Source organism: Priestia sp. MDV22-iso46 (assembly GCF_058629175.1).
This window is the reverse complement of the sequence record NZ_JBZVWT010000002.1, coordinates 70121-83164: the sequence shown is the minus strand read 5'-3', so window position 1 is coordinate 83164 and position 13044 is coordinate 70121. Positions and strand designations below refer to the sequence as shown.

Genomic DNA, 13044 nt, shown 5'->3' with positions numbered 1-13044 from the left:
TACTTTGTCTATTAATAACGAATGATTGTAAAGAACTTGTCATTTAAAATCATGACTACTATTATAACCCAAGGATTTTAAAAAGCATAGCCTTACATGTATCCTTTTTCTTTTAAACTAATATATTTTCGATCTCCGATAATTAAATGATCTAACAATTCAATTCCTATGATAAATCCGCACTCTTTTAAGCGCTTCGTTACCTCTATATCTTCTCTGCTGGGAGTAGGGTCGCCGGAGGGATGATTATGAATACAAATAAGGGATGCAGCTGAACGACGAAAGGCTTCTTTAAATACTTCTCTTGGATGGACAATAGATGAATTGAGGCTTCCGATAAAAATGGTTTGCTTGTGGAGAACTTGATTTTTCGTGTTGAGGTATAAACAGACGAAATGCTCTTGAGACAGCACGCGCATTTCTTCCATCACATAATTAGCTCCGTCTTCAGGGCCATGAATGGTATATCGCTGACTAGATTTCCGCTGTACAATCCTGTTACCTATTTCAATAGCCGCTATAATTTGAATTGCTTTTGCAGGTCCGATACCTTTAATATTCATCATTTCATCAAGCGATGCATGCTGCAAAAGTTGAAGACCTTCAAAATGCGTTAATATGCGATTGGACAGCTGAAGAACAGATTCATCTTTAGTTCCAGTGCGCAGCAAAATAGCAATAAGCTCGTGGTTAGAAAGACTAGAAGCACCCATTGACACAAGGCGCTCTCGAGGTCTTTCATCTTGAGGGAAATCTTTAATTAACAATGATTGATCCAATTTCGCCACTCCTTTTTAGTAAACGAAACCGTATTGTTTTAGCTCACGTATTGTTCGGGAGAGCGGCAAGCCCACCACGGAGAAATAGTCTCCTTCAATTTTTTTAACTAGCGCAGCACCGAGACCTTGAATTCCATAAGAACCAGCCTTATCCATAGGCTCTCCTGACTCTACGTACTGTACGATTTCATCTTGTTCAATCGGCCAAAACTCTACATCTGTTTGTTCATAAAACGTATGAACTTTTGCATTTGATACGAACGCTACTCCAGTTAATACCTGATGTTTTTGACCTGACAGCATCGTAAGTGTTTCAATCGCTTCTTGTTTCGTTTTTGGCTTTCCTAAAATACGATTGCCATATACGACAACTGTATCGGCACCTAGGACAATATCCTCTTTATGATGCGAAGCAACGTCCACTGCTTTTTGCCTAGCTAAATCCATTACTACCTCGGACGGAGTGTATGATGGATTGACGATTTCTTCAATTGTACTAACGTGAACAGTAAAGGGAATGTGAAGCTGCTGAAGTAATTCTTTTCGACGAGGAGAGCCTGAGGCTAAAATTAATGTTTGTTTCATACATCTCACCTTTGCATTTTGATTTAAAAAAGAAGGACACACCGTTATTTTAGCAATTTCATCTCCAAATGACAATAAACAAGTGAGGCAGCATTACACTACCTCACTTGTTAAGACGTTACAAGGCTTTCATACTGCTGAAGAGCTTTTAACACGTATCGCTGAGCAAGCCAAGCATCTTTACTGCTTTTATTGTCTTCATATGAAGAAAGAGAAGCAGCAGCTTTTTGAAGGGTGCTCACCATGGTTTTAATGTCTTCATTTGACGCTTCTTTCTGAACTTTTGTCAGCTCTTTTTTCAGAGATTTGATATCGGCTACCCGCTGTCCTTCAATCGCTTTAGCAGATTGATCTAAGAGATTAGCCATAAACGGCTGCGCTGTTGTTATAACCGTTTGATCTTTTTTCCCTAATTCGCTAGTGGGCTTAATTTCATAAGACTTTACATATACATCTTTACCTTGTTGTTTATACGTTTTACTAAGTGCGTTCGCTTTTTCTTCTCCAGTGGCAGCACCAACGACAAGAGAATAGGTTTTAGGTGAAAAGATCTCGCCTGCTTCGTTCTCTTCTTTCCATTTATCCATTGCTTTATTTGCAGCAGTTTTTGATGAAAAAGCACCTGCTTGAACAATGTAAAAGGAAAAAGGTTCTAAAGTAGAAGCAGCAGCTGATGTCCCCTTCGATTCCTGTTCGCTTTTCTTTTCAGCTTTACCAACACTTTCAGTGGTAGACGCTGTTTGAGAAGCTTTTTCTTCTTTCGTTTGCTCACTTGTTTGTGCTTTGCTTACAGGCTGTTCGCTTCCTGTCATCATTTTCACACCAACCATACCGATGCCGCTGCCTATTCCGACTGCTAGCAGTACAATCACAGCTGTTCGTTTGATCACACCGCCGTTTACCGTTTTAATCGAAACATTTTTAGGATGTAATCGCGGCTTTTTCTTTTTTTCATTTCTTACATCTTCAATAAACACCACTTTATTTTCTTCCACATGAGAATCTGTGGATCCCGGTTCCGGAAGAACCCACGTAAACTCGTCTTTTTCTGGCGCTTGTTCTTCCTTGGATTGACCGTTGATTTTAATTGAAATTTTTCGTTCCTGCTTGTCCACTGCCCCACCGCCTTTAGTTAACGTAGTCTTAGTACCGGTTGCAAGCTGAGGTAAACCGACATAAAACATACACTTTTTTCCATGCTATCATAGAAGAAAAAAAAAATAACAAGACATTTGTCGTCTTGTTACAAAAGGTTTTCGCTATTTAGTTACAGAAATTTTAAATTTGTCGAAGACTTGAAGTTCAATAAAAAATAGTTGCTAACATACCAATCTATCAATTCGTTTCCATGAAAATAAGCAGCGATTGTGCCTATAAAAATAAATGGAACGAAAGGAATTGGTACACCTACCTTTGCCTTTTTCATTAATAACGCTCCTATACTAACGGTTCCGCCTATTAATATAGCTAAAAAAAGCGATAGCAAAACAAGCTTTACTCCAAGCACAATACCAATCAAAGCATACAATTTAATATCTCCTTCTCCAAGCCCTCCTCTGCTGAGAAATGCGATTAGAAAGAGGAGAAAAAATGCGATTCCTCCTCCCATTAAGGAATCACTCCACGAATTTAATGGAATGAAAAGACGCTCAAGTAGAAAGATAGGCAAAAAGAAAAGCAGCACCTTATTTGGGACAATCATATAGGCTATGTCTGAGACAACTATAATTGTTAAAAAAGAAACAAAGGTTAATATGACAATCAGTTCTAACGTCATATTCAATCTAAAAAAAGCATATACAAATAAACTTCCTGTCGAAAATTCTATGAACGGGTAGATGAAGGAGATTTTTTTGTGACACATACTACATTTTCCTGCATTTTTAATGTAGGAGACTATGGGAATTAATTGTTGTGGAGAAAGAACGTATAAACAGTGTGGACAATGAGATCTTGGAGATAAAATAGATTTTTTCTGAGGTATTCTAAGTCCTGCTACGTTATAAAATGAACCTAACGTGATACCTGAAACAAATGCATAGAGGTAAATTAAACTCATACTATTTCTTCCATCTCAGGCCTGCTGCTTACTAATTGTAGGTTTTCTTTTGAGTGAAGGAATGTATCTCGTTCCCTTAAATAGCTGCCAATAAACGGAATGAGAAAAGCTGCTAGAAGACCTATTACGATAACCAGTATGATCACTCTCATTAGAGAAATTCCTTTATTCCTCGTTGACAGTTTATCCATTTCAATATCTCTCCTTTATTGATTAGTATCAAACAGCTCCTTCGTTAATAAACTGAATCATAATACCCATAAAAGTCATATTCTGTATGCCTCCTTCCTTAAAACACACTTTTTATAGGTAATAAGGATTATACCACTAAAAAACAAAAACAGCATAAAAAAACGTCTGCAAAAGCAGACGTCTTTTAATAGTAAGGAGCCATAAATAAGTAGACAATTACACCTGTAAGACTTACATAAAGCCAGATTGGCATTGTCCATCGCACAATTTTTTTGTGTTTTTCAACTTGCATTGTCCAGCCCCACACAAGTGCAAACAGTGCCAGCGGAACAATAATCGCTGCTAGGAAACTGTGTGTGATCAAAATAAAGAAGTAAATGGGACGAACGATTCCTTCTCCACCAAACGTAGCTGTTTCTGTGGAAATGTAATGGAACGTTAAATATGAAACTAAAAAGAGCAGTGTGGAAGTGAATGCTGCTAAAATAAAACCTTTATGAGCATTAATATTTTTCCTGAAAATTGAAATCAATGCTGCAACTAAAAAAATAAACGTAAAACTATTCAAAATAGCATTTAACCGTGGAAAGATAGTCAAATCAAAACTTACTTTTCCTTGATAGCCAATATTCGAAAAGAATAGCAGTAAAATAATAACATTCGCTATCACTGAAAAGGTAAGAATAATACCAGTAAAGTTTTTATTACTTTTCGGTACAATTTTTTCATTATTCTTACTCATGTTAACAATCTCCTTATTTAGTGATGTACATGTTTATTATATATCACTTACCTAAGGGGTGAAAGTGACAATACTTTGAACTTAGTGCTTCCTTATTATCCGTATCCCTTCCTCACATTATGTTAAAAGCAGCAAGATTTCACTTGCTGCTTTTGCTCATTTTAGAAGAAAAGCCCGCACTTCTGATATAAAATACAGAGACCCTGTAATCACGACCATGTCTTGTTCACCTGTCGCCTTTTCTTTTACGTAAGCAATTGCTTTTTTCCACTCCTCGTCCATATGCTTATTATGATGAGTACTCATCTCATAAAGCTCTTGAGCTGGGCGAGCACGAGGAAAGTCAAACGACGTAAATGTAATACTTGCAGCGATTGTTTCAAGTTCTTGGACCATTCGATCAGCGCTTTTATCATTTAAACAGCTGAAAACTAAATGAATGCTTCGATCTTCATAATGAAGGCGTAAAGTAGATAACAAGCTATCAATGCCTTCTGCATTATGAGCCCCATCAATAATCGTTAAAGGATGCTCATTTACTATCTCAAAGCGGCCGTTCCACTTTGTATGCTGAATCCCTTTTATCATTTGCTCCTTGGAGATAGAAAGCTTTTTCTTTTCTTTTAAATAACAAACGGCCATGACAGCCAAAGCTGCATTTTTCACTTGATGATAGCCAAGCATATTTAATTCTAAATGTTCAAATGTGCCATAAGGCGTTTTTAACGCAAAGCCTTCCCCATTTGCTAAGGGCTCATAGTTTTTAATGTCAAAATCTTTTCCTAACACAAATAACGAAGCCTGCTTTGACTTTGCTTCTTCAGTAATGACATCAAGCGCCTTTACTTGCTCTGCACCGGTAATAATAGGGACTTCTTTTTTAATAATCCCCGCTTTTTCTGCTGCAATTTCTTCTACCGTATCTCCTAGTATTGCCATGTGATCAAATCCAATGTTTGTAATAATACTCACCATAGGATTCACAACGTTTGTTGAGTCATATCGTCCTCCAAGACCTGTTTCAAACACAGCATAGTCAACTGACTCATGATAGCCGAAATAAAGAAAAGCCATGACTGTAATCACTTCAAATTCCGTTGCTGATCCTAAGTTTGTATGTTCTAGTCGCTCCACAACAGGCTTTATTTCCTGAACAAGAGCAGTCATTGCTTCATTTGAAATAGGCTTTCCATTCACGCTGATCCGTTCATTAAATGTTTCGATATAAGGAGAAGTAAAGGTTCCAACTTTATACCCTGCTTCTTCTAACATGTTTCGCAAATAAGAAACGGTAGAACCTTTACCATTCGTACCAGCAACATGAATAGCATTTAGATTTTGCTGCGGAAAATCAAGCTGCTCTAGCATCCATTCCATTCGTTCTAACCCCGGCTTGATTCCAAAGCGAAGTCTGTTATGAATCCAATCAAGCGCTTCTTCATATGTCGTTATCATCTTTTATTCACCTTTCTTTTCCATCGCTATTATTATGTAAAGAAAAAGCGTCGCTATACAAGCCACGCTTTTTCTGTTGGTTCATTAACCCATTGATTATCCGCGTAATTCAGCAATACGAGACTGAACAGCTTCGCGTTTTTCAACATAATCCTGCTCTTTTGCACGCTCTTCTTCTACTACTTTAGCAGGCGCTTTTGCAATAAAGCCTTGGTTGTTTAATTTCTTTTGTACACGTTCTACTTCTTTGTTTAACTTGTCGTATTCTTTTTCTAAACGCGCGATTTCTTCTTCGATATTAATTAAACCTTCAAGAGGTAAAATTAATTCTGCGCCTGTTACAACAGCAGTCATCGCTTTTTCATCTAATGAAACATCTGTTGAAATCACAAGCTCACTTGGATTACAGAAACGTTCTACATACGCACGGTTCTTTTCGAGCTGGCTTTGAATATTTTCATCTTTAGCTTTGATAAATAATTTTACTTGTTTGCTCATCGGCGTGTTCACTTCAGCACGAATGTTACGAACAGCGCGGATAATATCTACAAGTAAACGCATATCGTTAGCAGCTTCTTTATCAGAAAGCTCAGGGCGTACTTCCGGCCATTTAGCTACTGTAATTGATTCGCCTTCATGCGGCAAGCTTTGCCAAATTTCTTCGGTAATAAACGGCATGAATGGATGTAAAAGTCGCATTGTATTATCAAGTACATAAGCTAAAATTGAGCGAGTTGTCTTTTTAACTGCTTCATCTTCTCCGTAAAGAGGAAGTTTAGCCATTTCAATGTACCAATCGCAGAAATCATCCCAAATAAAGTTATAGAGAATACGTCCAACTTCACCGAATTCATATTTGTCAGCTAATTTTGTTACGTGCTCAATCGTTTCATTTAAGCGCGTTAAAATCCATTTATCAGCAACAGACTTTTCGCCTGATAAATCAAGCTCTTCAAATGTGATGCCGTCCATGTTCATTAATGCAAAACGAGAAGCATTCCAAATTTTATTTGCAAAGTTCCATGTCGCTTCGACTTTTTCAAAGCTGAAGCGTAAATCTTGTCCTGGTGAGCTTCCTGTAGATAAGAAGTAGCGAAGAGAATCTGCACCGTATTTCTCGATTACTTCCATTGGATCTACACCGTTACCAAGTGATTTACTCATTTTACGACCTTCAGCATCTCGTACAAGACCGTGAATGAGTACATCGTCAAACGGACGTTTACCCGTAAATTCAAGACCTTGGAAAATCATACGAGATACCCAGAAGAAAATAATATCGTAGCCTGTTACAAGCACATTTGTTGGGTAGTAGCGTTTGAAATCAGCTGCATCCACATCGGGCCAGCCCATTGTTGAGAATGGCCATAGCGCTGAACTGAACCATGTGTCTAATACATCTGAATCTTGTTCCCAGTTTTCGATATCTGCTGGAGCCTCATGATCTACGTATACTTCTCCAGTTTTTTTATGATACCAAGCTGGAATGCGATGTCCCCACCAAAGCTGACGTGAAATACACCAGTCGCGAATATTTTCCATCCAGTGTAAGTATGTCTTTTCAAAACGATCAGGCACAAAGTTTACTTTTTCTTCTTGTTTTTGAAGATCTACTGCTTTATCTGCTAACGGCTGCATTTTTACAAACCACTGAGTTGATAAATAAGGTTCAACAACGGCACCGCTTCGTTCACTGTGACCTACTGAATGCATGTGGTCTTCAATGTTGAACAATACACCGTCTTCTTGAAGGTCTTTAACAATTTGCTTACGGCAAGCAAAACGATCCATTCCTTCATATTTACCTGCTTTGTCGTTCATCGTACCGTCTTGATTCATCACTAAAATACGCTCTAAATTATGACGGTTTCCAATTTCAAAATCGTTCGGGTCATGAGCAGGCGTGATTTTCACCGCACCAGAACCGAATTCCATATCTACATAATCATCGCCTACGATTGGAATTTCACGCCCTACAATCGGAAGGACAACCTTTTTGCCAATTAAGTGCTTATAGCGATCATCTTCAGGGTGAACAGCTACAGCCGTATCTCCTAGCATTGTTTCAGGACGAGTTGTTGCGATTTCAATATGTCCAGAACCATCTGCCAACGGATAGCGCATATGATAAAACGCACCTTGTACATCTTTGTAAATAACCTCGATGTCTGAAAGAGCTGTTTTTGTAGCTGGATCCCAGTTAATAATATATTCTCCGCGATAGATTAACCCTTTTTTGTAAAGCGTTACGAATACTTCGCGCACTGCTTTAGAAAGGCCTTCATCAAGCGTGAAGCGCTCGCGTGAATAGTCTAAGCCAAGTCCTAGCTTCGACCACTGCTGGCGAATAAAGCTTGCATATTCTTCTTTCCATTTCCACGTTTCGGCTACAAAATTTTCGCGGCCTAGATCGTAGCGGCTTTTCCCTTCGCTGCGAAGCTTTTCTTCTACTTTTGCCTGCGTTGCAATCCCCGCATGGTCCATGCCAGGAAGCCATAAAACGTCATAGCCTTGCATGCGCTTCATACGCGTTAAGATGTCTTGTAACGTTGTATCCCAAGCGTGGCCTAAATGCAGCTTGCCCGTTACGTTTGGGGGTGGAATTACAATTGTATATGGCTCTTTTTCAGGGTCATTTGTTGCTTCAAAAAACTTCCCGTCTAACCAATACTGATAACGATTTTCTTCAACGGCTTTTGGATCATACTTCGTTGGAAGAGTCACTTCTTTTTCAGACATAATGTATACCTCCATAATATAAAGTTTCAGTCCTTAGAAACTGTGTAAAGCTTTTATAAACATAAAAAAACTCCTTTCCTAATAAAAGGACGAAAGGAGTTGATTTCGCGGTACCACCTTTTTTTATAGACGTATCCCGTTTGATAAGCCTATACACTTCATTTCATAACGGTTGATTAACCGGCTTTTTCTACTGAGCTATGCAGCTGTTCAAAAAAGCTACTCATAGGCGACATTCCGAGTGCACATTCTTAAGAAATCTCACAGCAACTGATTTCTCTCTCTGAAAGACGAACATCCCGTACTCTTCCTATTCACTGTATTTATGTATGAATTTCTCTTAATTATACTATATGAAAAAATGTTGAATCGTCAATAATCTTCTCCATTTTTTTATGATTATATTCATAATTTTTTTGTTCTGCTCTTTATTTTTTCATTCGCTCGCTAATTTTGGAAATAAAATGAAGAGCCCACTCAAAAAAATGTCACCATTTCTTTCTTTTTTCATATACTTACTTTAACCTGGGCACGTGGATTGAAAGGGGCATGTACAAATGAAGAAACGAATAAATGTAAATTCGTATCAGCTGCAGCGGTGGCTCAAAACAGCAGGAGCGGCTTGTGGACAGTTTATTGTTCCTTTAACAATTTTTCAAGGTATACGTACACTATTTTTCCCTACAACCTTTGATGTACTGTTGTTGGCATTGCTTGCCATACTAGCGGTTGCTTTATATTCCGACTGGATTTAAAAACCCAAGCGCTATTCGTTCGCTTGGGCTTGTGCAGCTGCTTCCGCTGCCATTTTTTTTTGCTGATCTACTTCAAATATTTTAATATTGAGCTGTTCAATGTTTTTCGTCAGCCAGTATGCTCGAATAAATGACTGCATATGTTCAAGCTCTGTTTTACTTTCTTTATGCTGCCTATATTGAACGATGCACTGATACAAGGGTTCTGGAAACGCCAAATAACTGTGCAAAAGCAGCCGTTCCTCTTCTCTGAGAGCAAAATGTTTTTCATACGTACTAAACCACTCATAGCTGTCATAGGTAGTTACTGGGTATGTGCGAAGAGTACGGAAATAAAATGAGACCAAATCATAAATCGGTGAAGCATCTTTTGCATGTTCAAAATTAATAAAAAAACCATTTCCCCGCTCGTCATAGATAAAATGTTTAGCCGATAGCTTTCCATGAGAAGTAACCAGCCGGATCTTTTCCTTTTCTTCCATTTCATCGTTCCACTGATCGAGCTTTCCAAAACCAAATTCAAGCGCTCTTGTCATTTCATAATAAAATGTACAGTAATGCAATTCAAACGGGGACATATAAACTTTCTTCTCGTATTCTACTACGTACTGCTTCAGCTCTTCCTGACGTTTTTCCCACGTTTCTTTCATCGATGTATAATGATTTTCTATATCTTCTTTTTTCACTTCTACTTCCTGCGCCGAAGCGCCGTGAAGCTTAGCAAGCTCTTGAAATAATTTATGATATCGAATATCACGCTCTTCGGTCGGATTATTTGGGAGCCACGGCATTAAGTAATACGAGCCGCTTTCATCTGAAACAATGGGCTGAGAACGCTTCGTTTGATAAATAGGGACAAATCCCATCCATCCTTTTTGATACACGTTCTGCAGCTTTTGAATGAAGTTTTGATTTCGCTCTTGATGATTCGCCATTTCTTTAAGCGCAAACACGCCGGTTTTCGTATAGACTTTTTTTACTTTTCCGTAGTCTTCGATAAAGTCAACATCTAAGTCATATTCTTTTAACAATACTTTGTAGTCTGCTACTGTCCGCTGCATCTATATTCTCCTTCCTCGTAAAAAATAAAGAAAACAGTTAAGACATTATATGCGTCAAAACTGTTTTCTTTCCGACTTTAACGAACGGGAATATTTAAGATGCTTCCTTCTTCCAGCTCATATTCATCTTCTAAATTATTTACTCGTAAAATGTTTTGTACATTCGTATTATAGCGGTTTGCTATCGTATCAAGCGAATCTCCGTCTTGAACAATACAAAGCTTCCACGTTGAAAAAGCTTCTTCTTCCCGCGAAAAGAGCTTTGTTAAATAAAGGGCGTTTTCATTTCGGCCGCTTTCATTTTCTTCTTTCCGAAATTCAACAATAATCTTTTCCTCTTCTTGTTCAGCTTCTTCTTGCTCAGTCTCTTGTTGAACGTCAGCATACGTATTCAATTCACTAGCTTTCGATTCTTCGAAGCTTTCTTGCTCTTGACGAAGCTGAAAGAGCTCAATCACGTTGTCTTCTCTTTCTTCCTCGATTTGGGCCTCTTTTTTCACTTCGACTTCAAATGGTTCATATGCTTCCTCTTCATATTCCACGACCGGCTCAGCACGAGATTCTTTTTTAAATACAGATGAAAAATAACTAGGGGGCTCTTCTGAATGATCTTCTTCAATAGCCTCTGCCTCTAAAAGTGCGGGAGCTTCACGATAGCTTACGTCAAACTCTTGTTCCTCTTGTTCCTCTTCTTCTTGAGCAACGTTTTCAGTATATACTTCTTCAGCATCGTCCACTTCTTCATAGGAGACGATGTGCTGTTCCTCCGAAAACTCTTCCTCTTCTTCTCGTTCTTCATGCTGTTCTCCGTACAACCCTGTGATGGACAAGTCAGCCATTAGCTGCAGCTGATTTGTGCCCGGCAATTCATAATCAAATAAATCAATAGATACATATACATCTTCAATACTTTGAATACGATTTTTAGGAATGGTAATATCAACAGGAAATTGATGTGATAATTCAGCCGTTCCGTCTTCACGGACAGAGATAGATTGCACTTGATTCTCATTTGTATATTCGCGTAACGAGTGCTCTCCCTCGTACGTTTCGTATTCACCTGTTAATTGTAATGCTCCTCGAATAGACACGTATTGGTCATATTCTTGAATAGATACTTGAGGCTCTAAGGAGATAGACAAAAGTTGTGAGACTTCCTGTCCTTTTTGAAACCATACTGATTCTTCTACGGAAAAACGCAGACATGATAAATTATCCTGCGACAAATTGTTCTCCCCCTTCCAACACCCGCCAGGTAATAGCGCGGTCATTAAAGATGTATGAACAAATAAATTAAAATATGTCTTTAAAACTAAAAAAGCTTACGGAATACTCCGTAAGCTTTGATATAAAAGTCAATCTTATTTATCTGTTTATCCACGTAACTTCGAAAAAGCTTTTTCAGCTGCTGCAATTGTATGTTCAATGTCTGCATCTGTATGAGAAGTTGATAAAAACATTCCTTCGAATTGAGAAGGAGGTAAAAACACGCCTTCATTAGCCATTTCACGATAGTAAGCTGCAAAATAATCTAAATTCGATGTTTTCGCTGTTTCGTAATTTATTACCTGTTCGTTTGTAAAGAAGAAACCGATCATTGAACCAGCTCGGTTTACCGTAAACGGCACATCATATTTTTCAGCTGCTGCCATCAATCCTTCTTCTAAGCGATCTGCTTTACGAATGAACTCATCGTAGGATTGAGGTGTTAGCTGCGTTAACGTCTCGTATCCAGCTGTCATCGCAAGCGGATTACCTGATAATGTACCTGCTTGATAAATCGGGCCGCTTGGTGCAACTCGCTCCATAATTTCTGCTTTACCACCGTAAGCACCTACTGGTAAACCACCACCGATTACTTTTCCTAAGCAAGTTAAGTCAGGCGTAATGTTATAGTAGCCCTGTGCACAGTTGTACGCTACGCGAAACCCTGTCATTACTTCATCAAAAATGAGCAGTGAGCCATATTCAGATGTGATATCACGAAGCCCTTGTAAGAAACCTGGCTGAGGCGGTACCACACCCATATTTCCTGCTACCGGTTCAACGATTACTCCGGCAATGTCATCTCCGAATTCTTTAAAAGCATATTGTACGCTTTCTAAATCATTGTACGGCACTGTAATCGTGTTTTTAGCGATTCCTTCAGGCACTCCCGGGCTATCTGGTAGGCCTAACGTTGCAACGCCTGAGCCAGCTTTAATTAGAAGAGAGTCACCGTGTCCATGGTAACAGCCTTCAAATTTTAAAATTTTGTTGCGGCCCGTATAGCCACGTGCTAAACGCAGTGCGCTCATCGTTGCTTCCGTACCTGAACTCACCATACGGACGATTTCGATTGAAGGAACGCGCTCAATAACAACCTTAGCAAGCTCATTTTCAATTAATGTTGGTGCACCAAAGCTTGTACCAGATTCCGTTACTTTTTTTACTGCTTCAACTACTTGATCGTTGGAATGTCCGTGAATTAAAGGTCCCCATGATAAGACGTAGTCAATATATTTGTTGCCGTCAATATCGTAAATCGTAGCGCCTTTTCCTCGTTCCATAAAAATAGGATCCATATCTACTGATTTAAATGCACGAACAGGACTGTTTACTCCACCCGGCATTAATTGCTGCGCTTCTAAAAAAGCTGCTTTTGACTTTTCATAACTTCTCATGTGTAAGCCTCCTT

Annotated in this window: 12 protein-coding genes and 1 other annotated feature; of the genes, 1 reads left to right on the top strand and 11 read right to left on the bottom strand. The window is 38.7% G+C overall.

Features of this window, described 5'->3' with window-relative positions:
• Window positions 1-92 precede the first annotated feature (92 nt).
• The 8 genes from radC to AC4NPH_RS12250 all read right to left on the bottom strand — a co-directional run bounded on the left by radC (window position 93) and on the right by AC4NPH_RS12250 (window position 8551).
• Entirely contained in the window at window positions 93-779 is a 687-nt protein-coding gene (radC, locus tag AC4NPH_RS12285) for a RadC family protein (RefSeq protein ID WP_063672727.1), read from the bottom strand.
• 15 nt (window positions 780-794) lie between these two features.
• Window positions 795-1364 (bottom strand): Maf family protein, encoded by a 570-nt coding sequence (locus AC4NPH_RS12280; protein WP_013059347.1) that lies wholly within the window; start codon window positions 1362-1364, stop codon window positions 795-797.
• A gap of 110 nt (window positions 1365-1474) precedes the next feature.
• Entirely contained in the window at window positions 1475-2548 is a 1074-nt protein-coding gene (locus AC4NPH_RS12275) for an SPOR domain-containing protein (RefSeq protein ID WP_053487753.1), read from the bottom strand.
• 83 nt (window positions 2549-2631) lie between these two features.
• Window positions 2632-3423, bottom strand: a complete 792-nt coding sequence (locus AC4NPH_RS12270) for a prepilin peptidase (protein WP_491938771.1) — start codon at window positions 3421-3423, stop codon at window positions 2632-2634.
• Complete coding sequence (locus AC4NPH_RS12265) at window positions 3420-3614, bottom strand: hypothetical protein (RefSeq protein ID WP_491938770.1); 195 nt, start codon at window positions 3612-3614, stop codon at window positions 3420-3422. The genes AC4NPH_RS12270 and AC4NPH_RS12265 overlap by 4 nt, the downstream gene beginning before the upstream one ends.
• A 185-nt stretch (window positions 3615-3799) precedes the next feature.
• Window positions 3800-4357: a DUF420 domain-containing protein gene (locus AC4NPH_RS12260; RefSeq protein WP_013059351.1), complete on the bottom strand. Its 558-nt coding sequence runs from the start codon at window positions 4355-4357 to the stop codon at window positions 3800-3802.
• A 156-nt stretch (window positions 4358-4513) separates the two neighbouring features.
• A complete protein-coding gene (locus AC4NPH_RS12255; RefSeq protein ID WP_055992456.1) occupies window positions 4514-5812 on the bottom strand; it encodes a bifunctional folylpolyglutamate synthase/dihydrofolate synthase in 1299 nt (432 codons plus the stop codon).
• A 96-nt stretch (window positions 5813-5908) separates the two neighbouring features.
• Complete coding sequence (locus tag AC4NPH_RS12250) at window positions 5909-8551, bottom strand: valine--tRNA ligase (RefSeq protein ID WP_055992453.1); 2643 nt, start codon at window positions 8549-8551, stop codon at window positions 5909-5911.
• An 82-nt stretch (window positions 8552-8633) separates the two neighbouring features.
• Window positions 8634-8878: a binding site (T-box leader), on the bottom strand.
• Between the two features lie 230 nt (window positions 8879-9108).
• On the opposite strand from AC4NPH_RS12250, the gene AC4NPH_RS12245 reads away from it, so the two are divergent.
• The gene (locus tag AC4NPH_RS12245) at window positions 9109-9306 is read left to right on the top strand and encodes a YszA family small membrane protein (RefSeq protein ID WP_013059354.1); all 198 of its coding nucleotides are present in this window, start codon (window positions 9109-9111) and stop codon (window positions 9304-9306) included.
• Between the two features lie 11 nt (window positions 9307-9317).
• Here AC4NPH_RS12245 and ysxE read toward each other — a convergent pair whose 3' ends face one another.
• From ysxE to hemL, 3 genes are all read right to left on the bottom strand, one after another.
• Window positions 9318-10367 carry a spore coat protein YsxE gene (gene ysxE, locus AC4NPH_RS12240; protein WP_013059355.1) on the bottom strand — a complete coding sequence of 350 codons (1050 nt, stop codon included), beginning with the start codon at window positions 10365-10367 and terminating at the stop codon, window positions 9318-9320.
• A gap of 77 nt (window positions 10368-10444) precedes the next feature.
• Entirely contained in the window at window positions 10445-11593 is a 1149-nt protein-coding gene (gene spoVID / locus AC4NPH_RS12235; RefSeq protein WP_063672731.1) for a stage VI sporulation protein D, read from the bottom strand.
• Window positions 11594-11740: 147 nt separating this feature from the next.
• Window positions 11741-13030 (bottom strand): glutamate-1-semialdehyde 2,1-aminomutase, encoded by a 1290-nt coding sequence (gene hemL / locus AC4NPH_RS12230; protein ID WP_013059357.1) that lies wholly within the window; start codon window positions 13028-13030, stop codon window positions 11741-11743.
• Between the last annotated feature and the right edge of the window lie 14 nt (window positions 13031-13044).